At 67.1% G+C, this 26481-nt stretch carries 17 protein-coding genes and 1 riboswitch; of the genes, 4 read left to right on the top strand and 13 right to left on the bottom strand.

All coding sequences use genetic code 11. The annotated features are described in order from the left end of the window. Positions 1–101: 101 nt before the first annotated feature. The gene (gene uvrA, locus ABIB38_RS00445; RefSeq protein ID WP_429200795.1) at positions 102–2951 is read right to left on the bottom strand and encodes an excinuclease ABC subunit UvrA; all 2850 of its coding nucleotides are present in this window, start codon (positions 2949–2951) and stop codon (positions 102–104) included. 444 nt (positions 2952–3395) lie between these two features. On the opposite strand from uvrA, the gene ssb reads away from it, so the two are divergent. Further along, positions 3396–3899 (top strand): single-stranded DNA-binding protein, encoded by a 504-nt coding sequence (gene ssb, locus ABIB38_RS00440; protein ID WP_109345880.1) that lies wholly within the window; start codon positions 3396–3398, stop codon positions 3897–3899. Between the two features lie 252 nt (positions 3900–4151). On the opposite strand, the gene ABIB38_RS00435 is transcribed toward ssb, so the two are convergent. Next, positions 4152–5441: an ROK family transcriptional regulator gene (locus tag ABIB38_RS00435; RefSeq protein ID WP_429200793.1), complete on the bottom strand. Its 1290-nt coding sequence runs from the start codon at positions 5439–5441 to the stop codon at positions 4152–4154. Positions 5442–5582: 141 nt separating this feature from the next. Next, a riboswitch (cobalamin riboswitch) is annotated at positions 5583–5802 on the top strand. 180 nt (positions 5803–5982) lie between these two features. Between ABIB38_RS00435 and ABIB38_RS00430 the strand changes: the two genes are divergently transcribed. From ABIB38_RS00430 to ABIB38_RS00420, 3 genes are read left to right on the top strand one after another with little or no spacing between them, the layout of a single operon-like run. Continuing rightward, the gene (locus ABIB38_RS00430) at positions 5983–10395 is read left to right on the top strand and encodes a cobaltochelatase subunit CobN (RefSeq protein WP_429200791.1); all 4413 of its coding nucleotides are present in this window, start codon (positions 5983–5985) and stop codon (positions 10393–10395) included. Beyond that, positions 10392–10850, top strand: a complete 459-nt coding sequence (locus ABIB38_RS00425; RefSeq protein ID WP_429200789.1) for a MotA/TolQ/ExbB proton channel family protein — start codon at positions 10392–10394, stop codon at positions 10848–10850. The genes ABIB38_RS00430 and ABIB38_RS00425 overlap by 4 nt, the downstream gene beginning before the upstream one ends. Then, the gene (locus ABIB38_RS00420) at positions 10847–11167 is read left to right on the top strand and encodes a hypothetical protein (RefSeq protein ID WP_429200787.1); all 321 of its coding nucleotides are present in this window, start codon (positions 10847–10849) and stop codon (positions 11165–11167) included. The genes ABIB38_RS00425 and ABIB38_RS00420 overlap by 4 nt, the downstream gene beginning before the upstream one ends. Positions 11168–11222: 55 nt before the next feature. On the opposite strand, the gene ABIB38_RS00415 is transcribed toward ABIB38_RS00420, so the two are convergent. From ABIB38_RS00415 to ABIB38_RS00365, 11 genes are all read right to left on the bottom strand, one after another. Further along, positions 11223–11990, bottom strand: coding sequence for a ThuA domain-containing protein (locus ABIB38_RS00415; protein WP_429200785.1), 768 nt, complete (start codon positions 11988–11990; stop codon positions 11223–11225). A gap of 9 nt (positions 11991–11999) precedes the next feature. Next, positions 12000–15053: a glycosyl hydrolase family 28-related protein gene (locus ABIB38_RS00410; RefSeq protein WP_429200783.1), complete on the bottom strand. Its 3054-nt coding sequence runs from the start codon at positions 15051–15053 to the stop codon at positions 12000–12002. Positions 15054–15068: 15 nt separating this feature from the next. After that, positions 15069–16382, bottom strand: a complete 1314-nt coding sequence (locus ABIB38_RS00405; protein ID WP_429200782.1) for a gluconate:H+ symporter — start codon at positions 16380–16382, stop codon at positions 15069–15071. 12 nt (positions 16383–16394) lie between these two features. After that, positions 16395–19400, bottom strand: coding sequence for a TonB-dependent receptor domain-containing protein (locus ABIB38_RS00400; RefSeq protein WP_429200780.1), 3006 nt, complete (start codon positions 19398–19400; stop codon positions 16395–16397). Between the two features lie 146 nt (positions 19401–19546). Further along, a complete protein-coding gene (locus tag ABIB38_RS00395) occupies positions 19547–20080 on the bottom strand; it encodes a gluconokinase (protein WP_429200778.1) in 534 nt (177 codons plus the stop codon). Between the two features lie 312 nt (positions 20081–20392). Next, positions 20393–20764, bottom strand: a complete 372-nt coding sequence (mnhG, locus tag ABIB38_RS00390) for a monovalent cation/H(+) antiporter subunit G (protein ID WP_429200777.1) — start codon at positions 20762–20764, stop codon at positions 20393–20395. Further along, a complete protein-coding gene (locus tag ABIB38_RS00385) occupies positions 20761–21039 on the bottom strand; it encodes a K+/H+ antiporter subunit F (RefSeq protein WP_071361077.1) in 279 nt (92 codons plus the stop codon). Before ABIB38_RS00385 ends, mnhG begins: the two co-directional genes overlap by 4 nt. Then, on the bottom strand, positions 21023–21553 hold the full coding sequence (locus ABIB38_RS00380) for a Na+/H+ antiporter subunit E (RefSeq protein ID WP_429200775.1): 531 nt from the start codon (positions 21551–21553) through the stop codon (positions 21023–21025). Before ABIB38_RS00380 ends, ABIB38_RS00385 begins: the two co-directional genes overlap by 17 nt. Then, on the bottom strand, positions 21550–23220 hold the full coding sequence (locus ABIB38_RS00375) for a monovalent cation/H+ antiporter subunit D (RefSeq protein ID WP_429200774.1): 1671 nt from the start codon (positions 23218–23220) through the stop codon (positions 21550–21552). The genes ABIB38_RS00380 and ABIB38_RS00375 overlap by 4 nt, the downstream gene beginning before the upstream one ends. Next, positions 23217–23561, bottom strand: coding sequence for a Na+/H+ antiporter subunit C (locus ABIB38_RS00370; RefSeq protein WP_429200772.1), 345 nt, complete (start codon positions 23559–23561; stop codon positions 23217–23219). Before ABIB38_RS00370 ends, ABIB38_RS00375 begins: the two co-directional genes overlap by 4 nt. After that, positions 23561–26473: a monovalent cation/H+ antiporter subunit A gene (locus tag ABIB38_RS00365; RefSeq protein ID WP_429200770.1), complete on the bottom strand. Its 2913-nt coding sequence runs from the start codon at positions 26471–26473 to the stop codon at positions 23561–23563. Before ABIB38_RS00365 ends, ABIB38_RS00370 begins: the two co-directional genes overlap by 1 nt. Between the last annotated feature and the right edge of the window lie 8 nt (positions 26474–26481).

Below are 26481 nucleotides of genomic sequence, written 5' to 3'. Positions count from 1 at the left end.
CGAGTGGGGGAGAGGCCGCTGTTGAAAGCGGCCATATAAAAAAAGAACAGGGGCAACGCCGGTGGCGTTGCCCCTGTTTTACTTGGGCCGAACCGTGAAGGTCAAGCCTTGAGCAGCGGCTTGAGGTACTTGCCGGTCGGGCTGTCCTTGACCTTGGCCACCTGCTCCGGCGTACCCGACGCCACGATCATGCCGCCGCCGGCGCCGCCTTCCGGCCCCAGGTCGACGATCCAGTCCGCGGTCTTGATCACATCCAGGTTGTGCTCGATGATCGCGAGCGTGTTGCCCTGGTCGCGCAGGCGGTGGATCACCTTCAGCAGCAGGTCGATGTCGGCGAAGTGCAGGCCGGTGGTCGGCTCGTCCAGGATGTACAGGGTGCGCCCGGTGTCGCGCTTGGACAGCTCGAGCGACAACTTGACGCGCTGGGCCTCGCCGCCGGACAGCGTGGTGGCGCTCTGCCCCAGCTTGATGTAGCCCAGGCCCACGTCCAGCAAGGTCTGCAACTTGCGCGCGATGACCGGCACCGGCTTGAAGAACTCGTGCGCATCCTCGACCGTCATGTCCAGCACCTCGGTGATGTTCTTGCCCTTGTACTGCACTTCCAGCGTTTCGCGGTTGTAGCGCTTGCCGTGGCAGACGTCGCATGGCACGTACACGTCCGGCAAAAAGTGCATCTCGACCTTGATCACGCCGTCGCCCTGGCAGGCTTCGCAGCGGCCGCCCTTGACGTTGAACGAGAAGCGCCCGGCCGAGTAGCCGCGTTCCTTGGCGGTCGGCACGGTCGCGAACAGGTCGCGGATCGGCGTGAACAGGCCGGTATAGGTCGCCGGGTTCGAGCGCGGCGTGCGGCCGATCGGCGCCTGGTCGACCGAGATCACCTTGTCGAAGTGTTCCAGGCCGTGGATCGCGCTGTGCTCCGCCGGCTCGGTCTGCGAACCGTACAGGTGACGCGACAATGCCGGGTACAGCGTGTCGTTGATCAGCGTCGATTTACCGGAACCCGAGACGCCCGTCACGCAGGTCATCAGGCCCACCGGCAACGTCAGGGTCACGTCCTTCAGGTTATTGCCTTTCGCGCCCGTGATCACCAACTGGCGCGCCGGGTCGGCCTTGGTGCGCTTCTTCGGCACTTCGATCTTGCGCCGGCCGTCCAGGTACTGGGCGGTCACCGAATGCTCGTTGTTCATGATCTGCTCGAGCGTGCCTTCGGCAATGATCTGGCCGCCATGTACACCCGCGCCCGGACCCATGTCGACGATGTAGTCGGCGGTGCGGATCGCGTCCTCGTCGTGCTCGACCACCAGCACGCTATTGCCGATGTCGCGCAAATGCTTGAGGGTGGCGATCAGGCGGTCGTTGTCGCGCTGGTGCAGGCCGATCGACGGTTCGTCGAGCACGTACATGACGCCGGTCAGGCCCGAACCGATCTGCGAGGCCAGGCGGATACGCTGGGCTTCGCCGCCGGACAGGGTGTCCGCGCTGCGGTCGAGCGACAGGTAATCCAGGCCGACGTTGTTCAGGAACTTCAGGCGCGACACGATCTCCTTGATCACGCGCTCGGCGATGTCGCGCTTGGCGCCGCTCAGCTCCAGCTTGTCGAAGTAGTCGAGCGTTTCGCGCAGGGGCTTGTCCGACACCTCATAAATGGCGCGCTGCTGCTCGCCCTGGCCGATCTTGACGAAACGCGCTTCGGTGCGCAGGCGCGCGCCTTCGCAGGCCGGACACTTCTTTTCGTTGATGAACTTGGCCAGCTCTTCCTTGACCGCCATCGAATCGGTCTCGCGGTAGCGCCGCTGCAGGTTGTTGACCACGCCTTCGAAGGTATGCTCGCGGATCACGGTGCGGCCGCGCTCGTTGACATAGCTGAACGGGATCGTGGCCTTGCCGGAACCGAACAGCACGGCTTCCTGCGACGATTTCGGCAATTGCTCGAAAGGCTGGTCGAGGTCGAAGTCGTAATGGGCCGCCAGGCTCTGCAGCATCTGGAAGTAGAACTGGTTGCGGCGGTCCCAGCCCTTGACGGCGCCAGAGGCCAGCGACAGGTGCGGGAAGGCCACGATCCGCTTCGGATCGAAGAACTCGATATGGCCCAGGCCATCGCATTCCTGGCAGGCGCCCATCGGGTTATTGAACGAGAACAGGCGTGGTTCCAGCTCTTGCAGCGAGTAGCCGCACACATTACAGGCGAACTTGTTCGAGAAGACGGTTTCCTTCTCGAAATCCATTTCATAGACCACGGCGCGGCCATCGGCCAGGCGCAGGGCGGTCTCGAAGCTTTCGGCCAGGCGCTGCTTGATGTCCGGGTTCACTTTCACCCGGTCGATCACGACGTCGATGCTGTGCTTCTCGGTCTTCTTGAGCTTGGGCAGTTCATCGATTTCAACAATCTTCGCGGCATTGACGCCGCTGGCGATGCGAAAGCGCACGAAGCCCTGGGCCTGCATTGCCTGGAACAGGTCGCCGTGCTCGCCCTTGCGGCCGGCCACGACCGGCGCCAGGATCATCAGCTTGGTGCCTTCCGGCATGGCGAGCACGGCATCGACCATCTGCGACACGGTCTGGGCCGCCAGCGGCTGGTGCGGGTGCTGCGGGCAATACGGCGTGCCGACGCGCGCGTACAGCAGGCGCAGGTAATCGTGGATCTCGGTGACGGTGCCGACGGTCGAGCGCGGGTTGTGCGAGGTCGCTTTCTGCTCGATCGAGATCGCCGGCGACAGGCCCTCGATCAGGTCGACGTCCGGCTTTTCCATCAGCTGCAGGAACTGGCGCGCATAGGCCGACAGCGATTCGACGTAGCGGCGCTGGCCTTCGGCATACAGGGTGTCGAAGGCAAGCGACGACTTGCCCGAGCCCGACAGGCCGGTGATCACGATCAGCTTGTTGCGCGGCAGGTCGAGGTTGATGTTCTTCAGATTGTGCGTGCGGGCACCACGAATGCGAATTTCTTCCATTAAGTTGGGCAGACTTTCTATCAGTTTTTGCGGGGCCGCAGACGCCAGCGGCGCGGTAGGCGGGCCAATCGGGGAGAACCCGTAAGTGTAGCGCGTTTTTGTTTCGGCTGTACATCTATCCAGTGGTTGGCGTACCATGGATGCCCGTATGGCATGCCTTTCTGGAAAGCGGCGAGCGCCGCAGACAGCCGGGTCTGTCGTATGTGGGCCATTCTCCGGGCGCTTCAATGACAAAACGCTCAGAAAGCGAAAAAATTGTTGGATCCGGAATGCGATGACCGTTTTTCGGGCTGGATTGCACCGTTTAGAACGCTGACTCCAGCCAGTAAAATCCACTTTTGAAACCGCGTCGCTGGCCTCATAATATTGAATTGCAACACCACAGTTCCCTGACGCTTAGTCAACTGCAGAGTCAGGGCTCACAACATTATCCAAGGACACATCATGGCATCAGTCAACAAGGTCATCATCGTCGGCAACCTGGGCCGCGATCCGGAAATTCGCTACATGCCGAGCGGCGACGCCATCGCGAACATCGCGGTCGCCACGTCGTACAAGTCGAAAGACCGTAATACCGGCGAACAGAAAGAACTGACCGAGTGGCACCGCATCTCCTTCTTCGGCCGCCTGGCCGAGATCGTGGGCCAGTACCTCAAGAAAGGTTCGTCGGTCTACGTCGAAGGCCGCCTGCAGACTCGCAAATACACCGACAAGGACGGCATCGAGCGCTACGCCACCGACATCATCGCTGAAAACATGCAGATGCTGGGCGGTCGCCAGGGTATGGGCGGCGACAGCATGGGCGGCGGTATGGGCGGCGGCATGGACGACGACTACTCGGCCCCGCAGCGTCCGGCCCCGCGCCAGGCGCCACCGGCCCCGGCCGCACGTCCGCAGCCGAAACCGGCGCCGAACTTCTCGGATATGGATGACGATATTCCGTTCTGAGGCTGCCAGTCTGATCAGTACGACGAACCCTGCGAGTGCACCACTCGCAGGGTTTTTTTATATGCGGTGATCCACTCGCCTGGCCTGGAACGGCACTCGGCTACCGTTGATATGCAAAATATTCCCGTCCGCCCTTGGCCCGCAGTGCGGCGACGATGTCGTCGAACTCGTCGCCGGCCTCCCACGTGATGGCGCTCGCCCGATTCATGCCGCCGTACCCGGAGGGGTAGACGACACCCCGCGCTCGCCTTGCTAGCGCCGCTCCGCCTTCAGGAACAACCCGTGCGCCGGCGCGAAGTTCGCATGCAGCGGCAGGTAAGCCGCGCCGATCACCTTGGCCGTCATCCCGATCGTCCCCGCCATCACCAGCGGCCGCTCGGTGCCCTGCCAGCTGTAGCGCGTCATCTGCTCCTGCATCGCGGCGATCAGGCGTTCGAGCAGGGGCCGGCTGACGGCGCCGTCGACGATCACGCCATCCAGGTCGAGCAGGCAGGCCGCACCGGTCACGCCGAAGGTGATCGCATTGGCGGCTTCCTCGATCCATTGCAGGGTCACCGCTTCCCACGGGCCGCTCAACAGGCGGTCGTCGTTGAAGGCGAGCGGCGCCAAGCCCGCCTGCGCATGCATTTCTTCCAGCCGCACCAGCGAAGCCGCCCCGAGCAATTGCGGCGCCACGCCGCGTTCGTCCGTTCCAGCCAGGCCCAATGGCATCGAACCGATCGCGCCGGCGTTGCCGAACTGGCCGCTGTGCGGCTCGCCATCGATCACCAGGCCGCCGCCGACCAGGGTGTCGACGAACACGTACAGATAGCTTTTCAGCGTGCGTCCGCGGCCGGCAACCAGTTCGGCCACGCAGGCTGCGATCGTGTCCTTGGCGAAGTCCACGCGGAGCGGCGTCATGGCTTGCAGGCGGATGCGCAGGTCGACCCGGCGCCAGGCTTCGGCCTGATGCGGCAGCAGGCTTTCCAGGCCATGCCAGGTGCCCAGCGTGAGCGGGGCGGCCAGGCCGATGCCGGTCAGGCGCGGCGCCAGTTCCGGGCCAAGAAAGGCGTCCACCTCGCGCAGCCTGGCGTCGATGGCGGCGAAAACCTGTTCCACGTCGGGGCTGGCGTAGGGCGTCGACGACTGCCAGCGCAGCGCGCCCGTGAAATCTAGCAGCACCACGTCCAGCGCGCGCCTGCCGATCTGGATGCCGATCGAGAACGCGCCTTCCGGATTCAGGGCGATCGGCTGCGACGGCTGGCCGACCTTGCCGCGCACGGCGTCGCGCTTGACCACCAGTTGCTCGTCCAGCAGGCGGTTGATGATCACCGAGGCCGTTTGCGTACTGAGCTTGGTCAGGCGCGCGACTTCGGCCTTGGGCAGGCTGCCATGGGTGCGGATCGCCTGCAGCACGACCCGCTCGTTGAACTCGCGCATGCCCACCTGGTTCGAGCCGACGGTGCGCAGCAGCGGCATCGTGGCGGGATCAACGGCGGGAGACGGTGCGTTATAGGGCGGCATGGCGCGGCGTTCGATGGGCAGGGCAGCGGGAGACGGCAAGTATACGTCCTTCCGCTAAATAAACCTATGCGACTTATTTTTCGGGCCGATCGGGCGCGGTTGGTTGCCGCGCCGGGCCTCTTCGCGCTTGCCTGCCAAGAAATAATGCGGTGACAAGCGATCGAACTTGGCGGTAGAATCGCGCCCAATCAAGTGAATGGTGCCTTCCTGCTCGTCTGCAGGGAGGTGAAACGGGAAGCCGGTGACGTGCGCGATAGCCATCGCGCGCCAGTCCGGCGCAGCCCCCGCTGCTGTAAGCCTGACGACCCCGGTCGAACGCCACTGTGCCCCGTGCACGGGAAGGCAGGACCGGGGAAGGAAGACGGCGAGCCAGAAGACCGGCCATCCACGATGCATCCGTACGTCCCGGGGTGAGGGCGTGCCTGTCGGTTGTTCGTCGTTCCTTCTTCGTTTGCTCGCATCATGCGCTGCGATCGTTCGCCCATGCGGCGCGCGCAAGCGTCCCTGTTCATCGTGGAAGGATGACGGCTGCCTGTTGTCGTGCGCGCGTCAAGCGCGCAGCTGAAAGGTCGACGTTCACATGAACACGCTTCTCCTGGTCCGCATCCGCGCTGCGCTGACGTTTCTGCTCGCCTCGTTCTTGCTCACCTCGTTCCTGCTCGCCTGCATGGCGGGCTTTCAGCACGCCAGCGCCGCCACCCTGTTCGCGGTGGTCACCGAGCGCGCCGCGCCGGGCGCCGTCGAAGCCGCCCATCGCCACCTGGCCAGCCATCCGCAAGACCGCATCCTGCTGCGCACCCCGGCCCAGCTGATGGCCGCGGGCGAGCGCGAAGTGGCGCAGTGGATCGGCGGCGCCGACACCATCCTGGCGGTGTCGCTGTTCGGCGACCCGGCGCGGCGCATGAAGGATGCCCTTGCGCGCCACGCCAGGCCGCACGCCGCCGTGCTGGCGCTCAACGGCGAAGCGACCCTGAACCTCATGACGCGCTCGCGCCACGGCAGCCTGGCCGGCTTCTCGCCCGAGCTGCTGCGCCAGCTCTCGGGCGAAGCGCCGCCGCAGGCCGCGCTGCGGGCGGCCGAGGGCGACCCCGCCGCCCGCCACTGGCTGGCCGCGCGCCGCGTGTGGCAGGCGGGCGGCGTCGACAACACCGCGGAACTGATGCGGCACCTGCTCGCGCCAGGCACGCCCCTGGCCGATCCGCGGCCGGAGCCGACCCTGCGCCTGCGCAGGGGGCAGCGCGAGCTGCAGGACGCCGGCGCCTGGGGCAATGCGTCGACGCTCGGCTTGCGCGAGCGCCCGACCGTGGTCGTGCTCGACCTGGCGAACATGGATGGCGTGGTGCCCGCGGCGCTGTGCCGGCGCATCGAAGAGTTCGGCCAGCCCTGCGTGCAACTGCTCACGCGCTGGGGCGGCGCCTCGCGCGAAGCGCTCGAACGGCTGCCCGAGCTGGTGGCGCCGGCGAAACCGGCCGCGCTGGTGGTGCTGCAGGACTTCGTGGTCGGCGCCGCCGAGGGCCGGGAGGCGGTGGAGGATGCTTTCAAGCGTTTGGACATCCCGGTGTTCAAGGCGATCCGCCTGTCGGACCGCACCGCGATGCAGTGGCAGCTGTCGCCCGACGGCTTGCCGCCCGATTCGGTCCAGTACCGCGTGGCCCTGCCCGAGCTGCAGGGCATCGGCCAGCCGATGGTGGTGGCGGCCCTGGGCCAGGCCCGGCGCGACCGCCAGACCGGCATCGAGAACCGTCCGCCCGTGTTGCTGCCGGCCGAAGTCGACCGCCTGTCGGGGCGCGTGGCGCGCTGGCTGGCGCTGCGCGCCAAATCGAACGCGGACAAGAAGATCGCGATGGTCTACTACAACCATCCGCCGGGCCGCCAGAACATCGGCGCCGACAACCTCAACGTGCCGGAGTCGCTGTTCGGGATGCTGCATGCGCTCAAGGCGGCGGGTTACACGGTCGGCGAGCTGCCGGCTTCGCCCGAGGCGCTGCTCGACATGATCATGGCGCGCGGCGTCAACCTGCCGGAAGACCGCGCCGCCCTGCGCGAAATGGCCGGCGCCGTCAACGGCGTCCCGGCGCAGGAGTACGCGCGCTGGTTCGCGACCCTGTCGCCGCGGGTGCGGGGCGAGATGCGGGACGGCTTGCTGGGGCGCCTGCATGCCGACGTGCTGGCGGCCGAAAAGGCCGGCGAACGCGCGCTGGGCCGCAAGCAGGCCGCGACCGTGATCGAGGAGCTGCTGCACCTGGTCGAAGGCGTCGATCACCCGCAGCGCGTGCAGGCCACACGCGACCTGCATGCGCTGGAAGACGGCTATATGGCCTGCCTCGACGAAGCCAGGGCGCGTGCCTGCCAGTCGCTTGCGCCCCTTTACCGGCGCCTGATCGGATACGGCATCGAAGGCATGCGCGGCTGGGGGCCGGCGCCGGGCAAGGTGATGGTCGACGGCGGCAAGATGCTGGTGCCGGGACTGGTGTTCGGCAACGTCTTCATCGGCCCGCAGCCGCCGCGCGGCTGGGAAGTGGACGAGGAACTGCTGCACGCAAACACCAGCATCACCCCGCCGCACCAGTTCCTGGGCTTCTATCACTGGATCCGCGACCGCTTCAAGGCCGACGCCGTGGTGCACGTGGGCCGCCACTCGACCTATGAATTCTTGCCGGGCAAGGCCGTCGGCCTGTCGAGCGACGATTATCCGAGCCTGATCGCGAGCGACCTGCCGGGCATCTACCCGTATATCGTCGACGGCGTCGGCGAAGGCACCCAGGCCAAGCGCCGCGGCCTGGCCGTCATCGTCGACCACCTCACGCCGCCGCTGGCCGCCACGCCGCTGTACGACGAGCTGCTGTCGCTGCGCCAGCTCGTCGAGAGTTTTGAGGCCGCATCGTCCGAATCGCTCAAGGCCCAGGCCGCGCAGCTGATGCGCGAGCGGGTCGTCGCCCTGAACCTGCGCGCCGAGCTGGAAGCGTCGATGTCCGACGTGCTGGCGGTGCGCGGCATCGGCTTCGATGCCGCCGACGACGACCTGCTCGCGCACGAGATCGGCCACTATCTCACCAAGCTGCAAGAGAAATTCATGCCCCACGGCCTGCACGTGTTCGGCCGGCCGTGGAGCCGCGAGTCGCTCGACCTGATGCTCGATTCGATGAAGAAGAGCGGCATCGACGACCCCGACGTCGTGCATAAACTGCGCGATTCGCCGCGGCGCGAGATGGCGGCGCTGCTGGCCGGCCTGGATGGCCGCTACATCGAGCCGGGCAAGGGCAACGATCCGCTGCGCTCGCCCGAGGCGCTGCCGACGGGCCGCAACTTCCACGCGGTCGACGGCGACATCCTGCCGACCCGCCTGGGGTTTGGCCTGGGCCGGCAGATGGCGGGCAAGGCCGCCGGGCGCGACCAGGTCAATGGTGGAGGGGTGGGCAGCGAAGGCATCATCCTGTGGGCGTCCGACGCCGTGCGCGACGAAGGCGTGATGGTCGGCTTCGCGCTGGCGATGATGGGCGCCGAGCCGGTGTGGAACGCGCGCGGCATCGTCACCGACGTGAAACTCACGCCCGGCGCCATCCGGCGCGATGCGGTGGTCACCACCTCCGGCCTGTTCCGCGACCTGTACCCGAACCTGATCCGCCTGATCGACCGCGCCGGCCGCCTGGCGCTGGCGGCGTCGGCGCAGGCGCTGGTCGAGCAGGACCCCTCCTTGCGCGAAGCGCTTCAGGCGGCGCTGGCGCCGATCGAAGGCGCAGGGGATGGCAAGGGCTGGGGCAGCGAGCCGGCCACGGACAACCGCGTGGCGCGCGAGTGGCTGACCCGCCAGCGCGCGCTGGCGGCGGGCGGCATGGCGGCGGGCGAGGCCGGGCAGGCCGCCGCGCTGCGCGTGTTCGGCGATGCGCCGGGCGCCTACGGCACCGGCGTGAATCGCCTGACCGAGCGCTCCGGCGCCTGGCGCGAGCGCGAGGAGATCGGCCGCGCCTACCGCAACCGCATGGGCCATGCCTATGGCCTGGATGCCGACGGCGAATCGCGCCACAAGGCCTTCGACGTGGCGCTGGACGGCATCCACCGCACCTATCATGGCCGCGCCAGCAACCTGTATGGCCTGCTCGACAACAACGACGCCTTCGACTACCTGGGCGGCCTGTCGCTGGCGGTCGAGATGCGCACCGGGCGCGTGCCGGACGCGCTGATCCTGCAGCATGCGCGACCGGGCCAGGCCGACGTCGAGCCGCTCGCCAGCGCCCTGCTGGGCGAGCTGCGCGGACGCTTCCTGAACCCGGCCTGGCTGCGGCCGCTGATGGACAACGGCTACTCGGGCGCGCGCACCATGGGCCAGGAATTCATCGAGAACCTGTGGGGCTGGCAGGTCACGCGCCCCGACCTGGTCAAGAACTGGGCCTGGGACGAAGTCAAAGCCGTCTACTTCGATGACCGGCACAAGCTCGGCCTGCCCGAATTCCTGGGCCTGCGCCACAACGCGCACGTGAAGGCGCACATGCTGGCGGTGTTCATGGTGGCCGCCGAAAAGGGTTACTGGAAGACCGACCCGGAGACGATTCGCCGCATGGGCGGAGAGCTCGCGCGCCTGGTGGCGGCCAACGGCCTGCCGGGCAGCGGCCATACGGCGCCACACCATCCGATGTGGGGCTGGCTGGCGCCGCAACTCGATGGCGCCGACGCCGCCAGCCTCGGCGTGACGCTGGCCAAGGCGCGCGGCGAGATGCTGCCGGTGGCCGCCGCGTCGGTTCCCGCAGCGGCGCAGACCGCGCCAGCGCGGCAGGCGGCGGTATCCGGCGCCGGTGCGACGGCAGAACCGGCGCCGCCCGCGCCCGCTCCAGAACCGATGCGCGTCTACGAACTGACCCAGCGACCCGAACCCGCGCAGCCCGCCGCCGGGCGCATCGTGCAGGCGCTGGCCATCCTGGCCGCCTGCCTCGCCCTGTTCTCGCTCGGCCTGTGGCGCGGCCGGCACATCCCTCAACCTCTCAGGAGTCATCCATGATCGAAACCCTTTCTTCGGACTTTATTTCCTATGGTTGGCTGCACGACGCCGTCAGTTGGCTGCTCGCGCCGTCCCTGGCGGCGCTGCTGGCCGGCTGCGCGATCGCGCTGGTCGAATCCGGCATCGCCGTCGGCGAACGCTTCCACGGCTTGGCCAGGCTGCGCGACAGCGGCGATGTCGAGGCGGTGCAGCGGATTGCCCGCCACCGCCTGGAACGCGCCGATCTGCTGGCGCGCATCCCGCCGATGCTGGGCCTGATGGCCACCATCATCCCGCTCGGGCCGGGCCTGGCGGCGCTGGGAGAAGGCGACCCCGCCAAGCTGGCCAGCGCCGTGACCGTCGCTTTCGACGCCACCGTGCTGGGCCTGGTGGCCGGCATCGGCGGCCTGGTGATCGGCAAGCTGCGCCGCCGCTGGTACGAAGAGACGCTGGACGCGATGGAGTCCCGGGCATGACTACGCGCGCAAAACTGCGGCTGTACCGCCACCTCGACGCGCGCTTCGACCAGGGCGACGAAGATCCGCGCGCCAGCCTGGTCAACCTGGTCGACGTGATGCTGGTGTTCGCCTGCGGCCTGATCGCCGCCATCGCCGGCGCGCAAGGGGCCTTGACGACGCCGCAGCCGGTGGAGAAGGGGCGCCAGATCGAGCGTCCCGCCAGCGGCGTGACCCGGGACGGCAGCGGTTACGACCGCGTCGGCGAAGTCTATCGCGACCCCGCGACCGGCCAGCTGGTGCTGATCGAACCCGCGCAAACCGAGAGCAAACAGTGAACGCCGGTTGCCGACCCCGCCCGTTTGCCGCGGCGAGCGCCCTGCCGTGCGCCGATCAGCGCTGCTGCCCGCGGCCGGTCGCCGCCCAGTAGATCCCGCCCAGCAGGTGGCCCAGGTAGTGCGGGTCGCGGTACATCTCGCCGTTGTGCCCGAGCGTGGTGACGAACACGCGGCCCTTCTCGTGCTGGTGGTGCCAGGCGATCGGATGGTCCTTGCCCATGCCCTTGACCGTCTGGCCCGGCCAGATCAGGGTCGGGTCGTAGCTCGACTCGTCCACGTTCAGCACCGGGTTGATCGTCACGTTGTAGGGATTGGTGAACGTGTAGAACTCGTCGCTCCAGACCCAGCGCTCGGGCAGGCCGAAGGTGGCGGGGAAACGCTTGTCGACGACGGTCACCACCCCGGTCTGCAGCTTCGGATGCAGGCCGACCGTGCGCCCCACCATCTTCTCGAACCAGACCCAGTCGTTCGGTTTGGCGATCGCCGCGCGGTGCACCACCACGGCATTGCCGCCGCCGCGCATGTAGTCCTCGAAGTTGGCGCGCTGCGCCGGGTTCAACTCTTCGCCCGGCGTGTTCAGGAACATCACGGCGGCATACTGTCTCAGGTCGCCTTCGAACACCTGCGTCTTGTTGGTGTAGGACAGCGCGAACGAATGCAGCTTGGCCAGGCGCTCCAGGTTGTCGCGCGCGATCGGAATGTATTCGTAGTGATACTTGCCGGGCGTGGCCAGTACCAGCAGCTTGAACTGGTCTTCGGCCAGGCTGGGCGCCGCCGCCGTCATCAGGACGACGGCGCCCAGCATCGTTGTCACGCGTACCATGGGTTCTCCTCAGTCGATCCGGGTCGAGTACAGCGAGTGATGGCTCAGGATGAACAGCGTGCGCTTGTCAGAACCGCCGAAGATCAGCTGCAGCGGACGCTCCGGCACGTCGATGCGGCCCTTTTGCTTGCCATCCTTGCCGTAGATGAAGACCTGGCCATTGGCCACATAGACGTCGCCGTTCGGGCCGACCGCCGCGCTTTCGCCGCCGCGGTTGGCCAGCAGCCTGAGGTCGGTGATGCCGCCGCCCTGGTTCACGGTGCCGCTGAAGGTGCGGTTCTCGGAACCGTTGGTGAACACCACGCGCTGGCCCACTGGCGCGGTCACGAAACCGAACGCCTGCAGCGAGTCGGCCCAGCGCCAGCCCAGGTGATCCGGCGCGCCCTGGCGCAGCACGCGGTAGGCGGGCAGCACCAGGCTGCCGTCGGGCGACACGTATTCTTCCTTCTTCGGCAGGGCGACGTCGCGCGCGAACATCTCGGCCAGGGTCGTGAATTCGAAGGTGTCGTAGTTGAGCTGGTCCTTGAATTCGCCGTTCTGCCAGAAGTTGACCGGCACCGCGACCCGCGCGCCCTGGCGAGATGCGACCGGGGTCGGCTTGATCATCGTGATCTCCGTTCCCGGCGTGCCCGGCTTGAAGGCATACACGCTGGCCTGCGGGCCGTAGTTCGAGATCACCATCAGGTTGCCGCTGTCGTCCATGGCCAGGTTCACCGGATCGAGCGGGGCGTCGCGCACCACGACCAGGCCCTCGTCCTTCGTGTAGCTGTAGATGCGCTTCCAGTGGCGGTCGACGAAGTACAGCTTGCCCTTGGGGTCGACGGTAGCGCCGGCGATCGAATAGAAGCCGCCTTCCAGCTTGTCGACCTTGCCCAGCGCGGCCGGCGCCTTGCGCTGCTTGCCGGTGTAGTCGAACACGGCGAACTCGCGCTCGCGCACCTCCAACTTGTTGGTGACGTCGCGGATCGCGTTCTCGTAGGCGAACTTGCTGGCGCGCAGGTAGGTGGTGCAGCCATTGTCGTCGCAGGTGGCAAAGCCGCTCTCGCCGTTCACGTGGACATTGCGAAAGCGGATGTCGCTGGAATTGGTGATCAGGATCGCCGCCGGCATCGGTTTATAGGAGCGCGTCACGCGGTAGCCGTGGTAGTTCGCGAACAGGAGATTCTTCGAATTGCGGATCTCCAGCGACACCGCATCGGCGCCGTCGCGGATTTCTTCCTCGGTCTGCGGCGCCAGGAATTCCCAGTTCTCCACATTGTCCAGCACGATCTCGGCGCGGATATGGTGCTCGGCCGACAGCTCGTAGACCTTGCCCGGGGTCTTGGTATTGGTCACGTAGAAGCCGGCCTGCGCATAGCCGCTGGGCGACCAGATGCCGGAGAAGGTGCCGCCGCCACCGTCCGTTACCCACACGCTCGGATACTGGCGGTCCCAGTGCGCGGTGGTGTCGAATTTCGCATCCTTCTGGTACGGGTCGGCGCGCCGGCCGTCATACAGGCGGGTGCCGTGGCCGCCCTGGATGCGCACGTCGTCCACCAGCGAGTGTTCGCCGGCGCGCCACAGCAGCGCCACCGCGCGGTTGTTGATCTCGCCGGTCGCCAGGCCAATGCCGGACACGATGCCGTCGCCGCCGCGCGCGCTTTCCAGCAGCGCCTTCGGGCTGTCGACGCCCTGGAACCTGGGCGATCCGTTCGGCAGCAGCAGCTGGGTCAGCCCCGGGTGCAGGGCGATGATCACGCTGTCCGGCCGCATGCGGATGGTGTCGTTGACGAGGTAGAAGCCCAGCGGCAGGTAGACCACGCGGTTGGCGTCGATCGCTTTCTGGATCGCCGCCGTGTCGTCGGTCCTGCCGTCGCCTTTCGCGCCGTAGGTGTGCACGTTGGCCCATTCTTTCGAGGCCGGCAGCGCTCGCAGGGCGCGGACCGGAGCCTTCAAGGGCGACGACAGGGCCGCCGTCTTGTAGTTGGTCGAGAACGTGCCCGGCTCGCCCATCTGCTTGATGAACAACCCGTAGTTGAATTCGCTGACGGTATAGTCGCGGCCCTTGCCGGCCAGCGTCTTGCCGCTGTCGCGGAAGCGCACGAACGTCGGCACGTTGCGCGCGATGGCATTTTCCATGCCAACCTGGGTATACACATTGTCTTCGTTGCTGACGACGAGCGCGGCCTTGCTGACGTTCTCGAAGCGCACGTCCTTGCCCCACAACCAGTCGCCATAGCCGCGGTTGATCTCGATGCCGACCGGCGTGTCCTTGATTTCCGTGTTGATCATCGTGAGGCTGGCTTCATGCTCGCGGATCGCGGCGTCGCGCTGGCCCTCGAACGTCGAATCCATCAGCGTGAACTGCCAGGCGGGCGAGGTCTTCTCGCTCAGGATGCCGTAGCGGCCGCCGTAGAAGCGCAGGTTGTAGGCCACGTTGCCGACCTGGTAGACGCCGGCCAGGCCTGAGCCCAGATGAAAGTCGATGTGGCTCAGGTTGGAGTGCTGGGCCGTGTGCATGCGCACCGCGGCTGCGGCCGGGTTGCCGTCCTTGATCTCGAAGTCCACGTTCGACAGCGCCGAATAGAAGGTCGAGGAATTGGCGTTACGCACCGCCTTGCCTTCCTCCGCGCTGAACGGCACCGCGCTCGGCACCGGCATCGGCACCTTGCCGACGCTGTACTGGTCGCCGCCGGTGAAGATGACCATATTCGCCACGCCCTTCTGGAAACCGGGCGTGTTCTCGGCCAGCACGAACACGGGACGGGTCGGCCCGACGCCATACAGGCGCACGGCCAGCGGGATCAGGAGCGAGCGGGTGATGCGGTAGCGCCCCGACGGCAGGAACACGATGCCGCCCTGGCCCTTGTTGGCGGCGGCATCCAGCGCCTTCTGGATCGCGGCAGTGTCGTCGGCCTGGCCGTCGCCCCTGGCGCTCACCACGACCGCGCGTGGATCCTCGGGCATCAACTGGTAGGCGGACACCGAAGGCGATGGCGCCGCCAGCGCAGGGGCCAGTGCGCTGGCGGCCACCAGCAGCGACAGCGCCAGGGCGCGCGGAAGATTGGTATGTGTTGTCATCATTGATCTTTTCCTCGGCTATTGTAGAAACAGCGACAGAAGCATCACGAACAGCAGGCCGAACACGCCCACCAGGGTCTCCATCAGGGTCCAGGAGCGGAAGGTATCCTTCAGGGACAAACCAAAATATTCCTTGAACATCCAGAAGCCGGAATCGTTGACGTGGCTGCACATCAGGCTTCCCGCGCCGATGGCCAGCACCATCAGGTTCGGGTCGACGCCCGAGCCGTGCACCAGCGGCGCCACGATCCCGCCGGCCGTCACGCCCGCGACCGTGGCCGATCCCAGGCAGATGCGGATCACCGTCGCGACGAGCCAGCCCAGCACCAGCGGCGGCACCGGCATGTCCGCCAGCTGCGCGCCGAGATCGGCGCTGACGCCCGATTCCACCAGCACCTGCTTGAGCGCGCCGGCGCCGGCGATGATCAACAGGATCGGCGCGATCTCGCGCATCGCCTCGGCCGGGCCCTGCATCACGGTGGAAAAACGCCGGCCCTGGGCCAGGCCCAGGGTCCAGATCGCGATCACGTAGGACACCAGCATCACCACCAGCGGATTGGCCAGGAACGACAGGCTGCCGTTCAGGTCGGGCCGCGCCATCATGAGCGCTGTGGTCGCCCCCAGCAGCAGCACCGGCAGCAGAGCGGTGGCGAAGCTGTTGAAGACGCCCGGCAGTTCTCCTTCCTGCAGCGCGCGGCCATCCTGGAACATGGCCGCCGGTTGCGCCTGGATGCGGCGCAGCGACATCGCGAACACCGGACCGGCGATGATCAGCGTCGGTATCGCCACCACGATCCCGTACAGCAGGGTGGTGCCCATGTCGGCGTGGACCGCCGAAACGAGCGCCACCGGCGACGGATGCGGCGGCAGGAAGCCGTGGGCGATCGACAGCCCGGCCAGCAGCGGGATCGCCAGCGCCACCGCCGGCCGCCCCGAGCTGTATACCAGCGTGAAGATGAGCGGCACCAGCAGCACGAAGCCGACGTTGTAGTACAGCGGGATGCCGACCACGAAGCCGGTGACGGTGAGCGCCACCGGGATGCGCGACGGCCCCAGCGCGTCGACCAGGCAGGTGGCGATGCGGCGCGCGGCCCCGCTGTCGGCGATCAGCTTGCCGAACACGGCGCCCAGGCAGATGATCACCACCAGGGAGCCGAGCAGGTCGCCGATGCCCTTCTCGATCGCGCCCGGGATCTTTGACGGCGGCACCCCGAGCAGCAACGCCGCCGCGATCGATGCCGCCACGAAGGCCAGCAGGGGCTGCACCTTGCCCCAGGCGATGAGCAGCGTCAGCAGGCCGACCGCCAGCAGCACGGAAACGATGTTCCACACGGCAGGCTCGCGTCAGAAGCCGTAACGCAGGCCGACCCGGTAGGTGCGCCCGACCACGTCGTACAGCGCCGGATTGATGCCGTAGCTGGCGTTGGTCTGCGGCGCCGCTTCCGGCGCCCGGTCGGTCACGTTGTCGATCTTGAAGTAGGCCTGCAGCTGCTTCGACAGGTTGTAGCTGGCGCCGATGTCGAGATAGGCCGCGCCCTTCATCTTGTTGTCGTAGATGGTCGGGTGGATCAGAGTCGACATCGGGCAACCGGTCTGGCACTCGATGAAGTCGTTGCGGTAGGTGCCGTCGCTGATCCAGCGCTCGGTCAGCGTGACGCTCAGTTTGTCGTTTTCCCAGGTCTGCTGCGCCAGCACCTTCCACTTCGGCGTGTTGCCCATGTTCGAGCCGGCCGAATCCACCGCGATGGTGCCGACCACGCCCGACTCGGTGATGTAGTGCAGATTGCGCGTGGCCAGCGCGCGGAAGGTAAAGCGCCCCGGCAGGTTCAGGCGCTCGAGACCCGTCCTGTAGGCGGTCTCGATGTCGAAGCCCTTGACCTTGAGCGAGGCCAGGTTGAAGTTTTGCACCGTGACGTAGTTGTTGCCTGGGCTGTTCAAGACCATGGCGTTGCAGATTTCCTGATTGCCGGCCACGCACAGGTCGACTTCCTGCTGGATCGTCAGCGCCGAGATCACGTTTTTCACTTCGATGTCGAAGTAGTCGGCCGAGATCGAAAAGCCCGGCGCCCATTTCGGCTGGCTCAGGACGATGCCGAAGGTGTTGTTGCGGGCGATCTCGGGCCGCAGGTTGGTGTTGCCCACCGTGCGCTCCTGGACGCTGATGGTATTGCCCTGGTACTGGACCACGTTGTTGACCACCACCGGCGCCGCGAACAGTTCGGAGAGGTTCGGCGCGCGCACGTCCTTCGAGGTCACGCCGCGCAGGCGCAGGCCGTCGATCGGCGTCTGCCAGGTGGCGCCGAGCTTCCAGCTGCCGACGCTGCCGGCGGTGCTGTACTTGGTCTCGCGGTCGGCCAGGTTGAGGTTGGCCTCGCCCCAGGTCTCGGACTTGAACACCGGGATGTTCAGTTCCACGTAGGCTTCGCGCACGTTGTAGCTGCCTTCGCCGTTGTGGAAGTTACCGGCGTACCAGTTGTTGCCGACCGTGGTATTGAGCAGCGGGTCGGCTGGATACATGGCGTTGTTCGGCGAATCCGGGGTCACGCCGTTGCCGTAGGCGTCGCCGCGCACACGGTATTTCTCGCGCCGGTATTCGGCGCCCGTCGCCAGCGAGATCGGCCCGGCCCAGCCTTCGAACAGCTCGCCGTTGATGTTGAAGCTGCCGACGTCCTGGCTTTGCGTGGTGCGCTGGCGCGGGCCGTTGGCCGGCGCGATATAGGCCCAGGCGGCAGGATCGATCGGGTTGTCGCCGATGATGTTGAGCGGCACGCAGCCCGACGCCGCGGCCACCGGATTGCGGCAGACGATGCGGCCGTCCGGCGCGCGCACCGCGTCGATCGCATTGTTGTAGCGCGCGTTGAGCGTCATGTTGAAGGCGTCGAGATTGGTCTTGTTCTCGCCGTGGGTCACGTAGGCGTCGTACGACCAGTCCTTGCCGAACAGGGCGAACTTGCCTTCGGCGCCGAGCACGAAGCGGCGCTGGGTGCGGGTCGGCTGGACGTCGATATTCTCGGGGAAGACCGCGTTCGCGGTGCCGTACTGGAAGCTGGTGATGTTGTTGCGGGCGCAGGCATCGACGATCGACGCCGGCAGGAAGGGGTTCGAGCACTGGATGTTCAGGTTGGCGTTCTTGGCCGCGCCCGGGTTGGGCGAGAAGCGCGACGCCACCTGGCCGTAGTTGGCGGTGAAGTAGAGCTGGTGGTCGGGATTGAGGTCGAACGACATGCGGGTATAGGCCACCTGGCGCTTGAAGTTCATCGCCAGGTTGGTGCCCGAGCCCACGCTGCCGCTCAAGTCGCCGCCGATGCAGAACGGGTTGATGCAGTTGGTGACGGCGCCGGTGCCGGTCGGGCGGCCGTTCGAGCCGTACTGGAACTGGTAAGGCACGCCGCCCGCGCCGAAGGCCGTGCCCTGCAGCGGGCCGCTGGTGATCAGGCCGTACTTGGCGTACTGGTATTGCTGCGCCTGTTCGATCACGCGGTATTGGGGCAACCCGTCGCCGGTCTGGCTCAAGGGGCGCACCGAGTAGGCCGGGTTCTGGTACCAGGTGCGGCCGTTCGGCCCCTTGCCGCCGAAGCCGGGCGACTCGATGCCGTTTTCCTTCGTGAACTCGGCGCTGGCCGTCACGTGGAAGCGGTCGTCCAGGAAAGCGCGGCCCCAGGCCGCCTGCACGCTGCCGCCGCGGTCGTCGTCGTACTTCGTCTGGCCGCCCTGGACGTGGGCCTTGAAGCCGGTGAATTTTTTGTCGGTGACAAAGTTGACCACGCCGCCCACCGCGTCCGAACCATAGGATGCCGAGGCGCCGCCGGTCACCACGTCGACGCGCTTGACCAGCAACTGCGGGAACTGGCTGACGTCGGTCACGCCGGTGACGTTGGCGCCGACCACGCGCTGGCCGTCGAGCAGGGTCAGGGTCCGGATCGTGCCCAGGCCGCGCAGGCTCAGCGAAGACAGGCCCTGGATGCCGCTGCTGGTGCTGTTGGTGCTGGTGGTGCGACCGGTGCTGCCCTGCAGGGCCGGCAGTTCGGCCAGGGTGTTGAACAGGTTCGGCTTGGCCGATTTCTCGAGGTCGGCGCTGGTGAGGCTGGTGGTCGGCGTCGGCATGGTGAAGCCGCGCGCGGCGATGCGCGAGCCGGAGATGCGCACGACGTTGCTGGCGCTGCCGTCGGCCGCAGCAGGGGCCGCAGCAGGGGCGTCGGCCGTCGGCGCGGCGTCGGGCGGCGCGGCCTGCTGCGCGCTGTCGGCGGCGGGCGCCGGCTCGGGCTGCGCCTGGGCGTGAGCGATGCCCACGTTCCAGCAGGCGCTGGCCACGGCCAGGCTGATGAGAGTCCGTTGAACTGGTGTACGCATGATGTCTCCTCGATGCTTGTTGGTTGGGAGCGCGCCTTCTCTGTGGTCGGCTGCGCGACAGCGTGCAACTGGTTGCTTGTGGTGAATCTCGCCGAACCCCGGCGCCAGGCCCGTGGGTCCAGGCGCCGTCGTTCAGTCGTCCTTGTTCAGTCGTGTCTGGTGATGCGTTCCACCAGCGCGGCCGGCGCCAGGGTGATGTCCAGGGTGAGTCCGGCTTCGTCGGCCTGGAGCGGTTCCAGGATGCTCAGCTGCGAATCGAGCAGCGAGGGCGGCATGTAATGGCCGGGGCGGCCATGCATGCGCATGGCGATCAACTCGCGCGGTCCGGCCAGGTGCACGAAGCGCAGCGCCGGGTCGGCCGCGCGCAGCAGGTCGCGGTAGCGCCGCTTGAGCGCCGAGCAGGACAGCACCAGGCCCAGGCCCTGGCCGCGGGCCTGGCGGATCTCGTCCGCCAGCGCGTCCAGCCAGCCGGCGCGGTCGTCGTCGTCGAGCGGGATGCCGGCCGACATTTTGTTGACGTTGCTGGCCGGATGGTAGGCATCGCCCTCGAGAAAAGGGACGGCGTAGTGGCTGGCCAGCGCGGCGCCGACTGTGCTCTTGCCCGATCCGCTGACGCCCATGACGACCCAGCGCAGGGCGCCGGCGAGCTGCGACGGGGTGTTGACGCTTGATGCTGACATCGTTTCTCCTTACAAGACCGTTAGCGCTAACATCGCGTTTTTTGGAGTGTTGTTCAGCTAAATGCTTTTGTAAACACGTTATCGATGTTGCAATGCAATACGATCTGGATTCGAATTTGCCGCTTTGCATGTGGCGTCATCGAAGGTCGAGGGCTTTTCACTCAGAAAGTGCCATGAAAATCTGATAGCGCTAACATTGTTGCGGCGCGCAATCTATTTTTACATGATGTTGTATTTACTCGACGTTGGGGCGCACAAAAAGAAACGGCCTGGAATATTTCCAGGCCGAGGTCGGGATCGAGACCGATGCCCTTATTCGCGTGTGATGGTGTACACCTCGCCCGCGGTCGCGCCGGCATCGCCCTTCTTCGCGCGCAGGTCGCGGTAGACGGCGGCGCGCATGATCATCATCGACACCACGGGCGCGGTCAGCAGCACGAACACGGTGATGATGATCTCGTGGACCACCGGCCGCGACTGCGCCACCGTGAAGTACAGCATCGAGGCGATCAGCAGGCTGCCGGCGCCCAGGGTGATCGTGATCGCCGGGCCGTGGATGCGCTGGTAGAAGGTGCGCAGGCGCAGCAGGCCGAGCGCGCCGATCAGGATGATGCTGGCGCCCAGGATCAGCAGCAGCGAGACCAGCAGGGCGGCCCAGTCGGGCAGTTGTTCGATGCCGGTCATTCGATGATCTCCCCGCGCATCAGGAACTTCGCCATCGCGATGGTCGAGACGAAGCCGACCAGCGCGATCAGCATCGCCATTTCAAAATAGACCTGGGTGCCGAAGCGGATGCCCAGCACCAGGGCCAGCAGCATGCCGCACATCCAGAGGGTGTCGAGGGCCAGCACGCGGTCGTGGGCCGAGGGGCCGATCAGCAGGCGGGCGGCGCACAGCGCCATCGCCGCCAGCACGCACACGAGGGCGTAGCCGATCGAGATTTCAAGCAGGGTCGCCATGGCGGGCCTCCGTGTCGAAGATGTGAATGAGGGGCTGTTCGTAGCGGGTCTTGATGGTGTCGACCCACCACTTTGCGTCGTGCAGGTCGAACACGTGCAGCACCAGCTCGTGCCGGCCGGGGATCTTCCCGGGCTGCAGTTCGGTCCACACCGTGCCCGGCGTGATGTTGATCAGGCAGGACAGCGCCGCCAGGCCGTAGGGGTCGCGCATGTCCAGGGGAACGCGGATGAACTGCGAGTTCAGCTTGGCGTAGTCGGCGAGCACGATGATGCGGCTGACGTTGAAGCACGAGCGCACCACCTCGACCGCCGCGGAGCCCAGCAGCCGCACGGCGATCATGGGCTTGTGCAGGCGCGGATAGCCCAGCGGATTGAGGTGGCGCGTCAGGACCGGCGCGGCGATGCCGAGCGCCGCGCCGAGCAGGACGTGGCCCGGATACAGGGTCTGGTTCAGCAGCAGCCACAGGACGCACAGCGCCAGCGACACGAAGGGGTAAGGGAGCCAGCGGCTCATGGCGCCTCCGGGATCGAGAGGGTGGAAGGGGCCGCGGACGTCGGGCCCGGCACGGACGGTTCGGACAGCACCCGGTCGATGTAGGAACCGGGGCGATGGATGTCGTCGCTGGCGCGGCTCAGGTAGCCGAACAGCGGCTCGGCCTGCACCGTCATCAGCACCGACAGGCCCAGCAGCAGCAGAATGGGCGCCACCTCGGAGCGGTGCACCTTGGGCGGTTCGGTAGCGCCACTGGCCCAGAAGGTGCGCACGCCGAAGCGCATCATCGAGATCACGGTGATCAGGCCCGAGAGGATGATCAGGACCATCAGGATCCAGCCGGCGACCGGGATCGCGGCGCTGCCTTCGATCGTGCCGGCGCCGTCGATCTGCGGATTGAGCAGCGCATGGAACATGCCGAACTTGGCGACGAAGCCCGACAGCGGCGGCAGGCCGGCGATCATCAGCGCGCAGGCGGCGAAGGCCAGCGACAGGAAAGCCATCGCGGCAGGCACGCCGCGCCCGACCGGTTCGTCCGGCGCATCCTCGACCGCATAGGCTTCCATTGTCAGCGCCAGCATGGCCGAGCGCGGGGTGCGGATGCGGTCGATCAGTTCGATCAGCAGCAGGAAGGCGGCCACCGCGATGGTGGAGCCGATCAGGTAGTAGATGCCGGCCGTGACCAGGGTCGGCTGGCCATAGCCGATCACCGCCAGCAGGGTGCCGGACGAGACGATCGCGGCATAGCCGGCCATGCGGCCGGCGGTGTCGGTCGAGAGCATCCCGGCGGCGCCGAACACGATGGTCGCCATGCCGCCATACATCAGCGCGTCGCCGCCGAAGCCGGCCGCGCCGCCCGCGTTATCCGAGAAGATCAGCAGCCACATGCGCAGCACGACATAGGCGCCGACCTTGGTCATCAGCACCAGCATCGCCGCCACCGGAGGCGATGCCGCGGCATAGGTGGTGGGCAGCCAGAAGCCCAGCGGCCACATCGCGCCCTTGGTCAGGAAGGTCAGTGCCATCACGGTGGCGCCGACCTTGAACAGCGCCAGCTCATCGCCGACCAGCAGCGGCACGCGCGCGGCCAGGTCGGACATGTTCAGGGTGCCGGTGGTGGCGTAGGTCAGCGCAATCCCGATCAGGAACAGCAGGGCGGCGGCCAGGTTGATCGCGATGTACTGCATGCTGGCGCGGATGCGCTCGGCGTTATACCCGTGCAGCACCAGGCCGTAGGACGCGGCCAGCATCACCTCGAAGAACACGAACAGATTGAAGATGTCGTGGGTCAGGAAGGCGCCATTGATGCCCATCAGCAGGAACTGGAACATCGTGTGGAAGTGCACGCCGATCCGTCCCCAGCGGGTCTTGGTGAAGTGCAGCGCGGCCAGTCCGAGCACGGCGGTCAGGAGCAGCATGATGGCGCTCAGGCGATCGGCCAGCAGGGCGATGCCGAACGGCGCGCTCCAGTTGGCGGCCAGGTAGACGCCCATGCCGCCCGGCCAGTGGCCGCCGTCGGTCATCTGGATCAGGGCCACGGCCGTGACCAGGAGGCCGATCAGCGACGCGTAGCTGAGCCAGAACTTCAGGCGATGCCAGCCCTGCGTCAGCGGGGCCAGGACGGCGCCCACCAGCAGCGGCAGCAATACCGGCACCAGGATCAGGTGCTGGGTCCAGTGCAAACTCATAATTCAGGCTCCTTGCCATCCACGTGGTCGGTGCCGGTCAGGCCGCGCGAACCGATCATCACCACCAGGTACAGGGCGGTGGTGGCGAAGCCGATGACGATCGCCGTGAGCACCAGGGCTTGCGGCAGCGGGTCGGCCAGGACGGCCGGGTTGGGCGTCGTGCCGGCGAGGGTGAGCGGCGGGGCGTCGACCCACAGGCGGCCCATGATGAAAATGAACAGGTTGACGGCATACGACATCAGCATCAGGCCCGCGAGCACCTGGAAGCTGCGCGGACGCAGGATCAGCCAGATGCCGGAGCCGAACACGATGCCGATGGCGAGCGAAATGACGAGCTCCATCAGAAGATCTCCTTGGCGGGCGGGATGGTGGCGCGCGTGGCGTCGGCCGCCGCGCGGTGGCTGCGCAGCGACTGGTGGGCCAGCGCGACGAGGGTCAGCATGGTGGAACCGACCACCACCAGGAACACGCCCAGGTCGAACATGAACGCGCTCGGGACGTGGATCTCGTCCAGGATCGGTAGCGTCAGGTGGGCGGTATGGCTGGTCAGGAACGGGTAGCCGAGGAACCAGGCGCCGATGCCGGTGAAGGCGGCGCACGCCAGGCCCCAGGCGATCCAGCGGTGCGGCCGCAGGCGCAGGTGCGACTCGACCCAGTCGGTGCCGGCCACCATGTATTGCACGATCAGCGCGGTGGCGAAGATCAGGCCGGCGACGAAGCCGCCGCCCGGCAGGTTATGGCCGCGCATGAAGAAGTAGGCGGCCATCACGCCCATCACCGGCAGCAGCATGCGCAGGTAGATGGCCGGAATCATGAGGTAGCCGCTGGAGGCCTGCTCGCCCGGGGTTTGCTTGACGGCCGGGTCGACGTCGCTGGCCTGCTGCACCGGGATCGCGATGCTTTCGGTGGCGGGGCGGAAGCGGCGCAGCAGGGCATAGACGGTCAAGGCGACGGCCGACAGCACGGTAATTTCACCCAGGGTGTCGAAGCCGCGGAAGTCGACCAGCAGCACGTTGACCACGTTCGAGCCGCCGCCTTCGGTCAGCGCGCGCAGCACGAAGAACTCGCCGATCGAGGGCGGCGGCGAGATCCGCAGGACCGCATAGCTGGCGGCCGCGATGCCCAGGCCGCCGGCGATGGCGATGAAGCCGTCGCGCCCACGCCGCAGCCAGGTGCTGGCCGGCGCCCTGTCGTTGAGACGGGCCGGGGCGAGGCGCGGCGGCAGCCAGCGCAGGCCGAGCAGGATCAGCACCGTGGTCACGGTCTCCACCATCAGCTGGGTCAGAGCCAGGTCGGGCGCCGACAGCCACACGAAGGTGATCGCCGTGACGACGCCGGTGCCGCCGACCAGGGCCAGCGCGACCAGGCGGTGGTACTTGGCCTTGTAGGCCGCGCCGAGGGCGCAGCCGGCGCCGATGAGCCACAGCACCGCGAACAGCGGATCGAGCGAATGCACGCTCAGCGCGGGAATCGCGGGCAGAGGATCGACCAGCAGCAGCGGCGCGGCGATCATGACGGCCATCAGCACCAGGAGCTGCGGCTGCAGGCGGCGGGTGCCGGTCCAGCGGATCAGCGCATTGGCGCCGGTCGACAGCCCGAGCATCGTGCTTTCATAGGCTTGCGCGCCCTTGAGGCGGTGCAGCACCGGCACCCTGGTGCGCTCGCGCAGGTCGTGGCGGCGCCACAGGAACCAGTACAGCAGGGCGCCCAGCAGCAGCGCGGCGCCGCTCATCAGGAGCGCCAGGTTGAAACCGTGCCAGATCGCCAGGTCGTATTCCGGCATGGCGCTGCCCAGGACCGAGCCCGAGGCGACCGCCAGCACGTCGCCGACCACGCGCTCGGGCATGACGCCGACCGCGATGCACAGCACCACCAGGCATTCGACCGGGAAGCGCATCCAGCGCGCCGGCTCGTGCGGCTCGTGGGGCAGGTCTTTCGTCAGGCGGCCGAAGAACACGCTGATGAAGCGCAGCGAATAGGCAACGCTGAAGATGCCCATGGCGACCGCCACGTACGACATGGTCCAGTCTTCGCTGCCGCCCACGTGGGCGGTCTCGGCGAAGAACATCTCCTTCGACAGGAAGCCGTTCAGCAGCGGCACCCCGGCCATCGAGGCCGAGGCCACGATCGCCAGCGCGGCCGTCACCGGCATCGCACGGCGCAAGCCGCGCAGCACGCGCATGTCGCGCGTGCCGGTCTCGTGGTCGACGATGCCGACCGCCATGAACAGCGACGCCTTGAAGATCGCGTGGTTCATGATGTGGAACACCGCCGCCACCACCGACAGCGGAGTGCCGATGCCCAGCAGGCAGGTGATCAGCCCGAGGTGGCTGATGGTCGAGTAGGCCAGCAGTCCTTTCATGTCGTTCTGGAAGATCGCGAAGAACGACGCCAGCACCAGGGTGATGGCGCCGGCGCCGACGATGATCCAGGTCCATTCCGGAGTGCCGCCGAGGGCCGGGTACAGGCGCGTGAGCAGGAACACCCCGGCCTTGACCATGGTGGCCGAGTGCAGGTAGGCGGACACCGGGGTCGGCGCCGCCATTGCGTGCGGCAGCCAGAAGTGGAACGGGAATTGCGCGCTCTTGGTCAGCGCGCCGAGGGCGATCAGCACCAGCGCCGGCACGTAGAGCGCGTGCGCGCGGATCTGGTCGCCGGCCGCCAGCACGGCGTCGAGCTCGTAGCTGCCGACGATGTGGCCGAGCGTGAGCACGCCGGCCAGCAGGCACAGGCCGCCGGCGGTGGTGACGGTGAAGGCCATGCGCGCGCCGCGGCGGGCGTCGTTACTCTCCTGCCAGTAGCCGATCAGGAGGAAGGACGTGAGGCTGGTGAGTTCCCAGAACACGACCAGCTGGATCAGGTTGCCGGACAGGACCACGCCCATCATCGAGCCCATGAAGGCCAGCATGTAGGCGAAGAAGCGCGCGACGGGGTCGCGCTTGGACATGTAGTAGCGCGCGTACACGATCACCAGCAGGCCGATGCCGAGCACCATGATCGAAAACAGCCAGGCCAGGCCATCCAGGCGGATGACGAGGTCGAGGCCGAACATCGGCAGCCAGCTGTGGCGCGACTGCAGGACTTCGCCGGCTTCCAACCGGCCGAACTGGGAAATGGCGAAGATAAGGGCCATCAGGGTGAACGCGCCGGCCGCGATGGCGGGACGGTTGCGCGACCCATTGGGCAGGCAAGCGGCGACGAAGGCGCCGGCGAAGGGAAGAAGGACGAGCAGGATCAGTGGCAGTGAGGTCATCGACATCA

It is taken from the genome of Massilia sp. UYP11 (assembly GCF_050434805.1).
Taxonomy (GTDB): Bacteria; Pseudomonadota; Gammaproteobacteria; order Burkholderiales; family Burkholderiaceae_D; genus Telluria.
The sequence above is the reverse complement of the archived record's forward strand: the minus strand, read 5'-3'. Positions and strand labels throughout refer to the sequence as shown.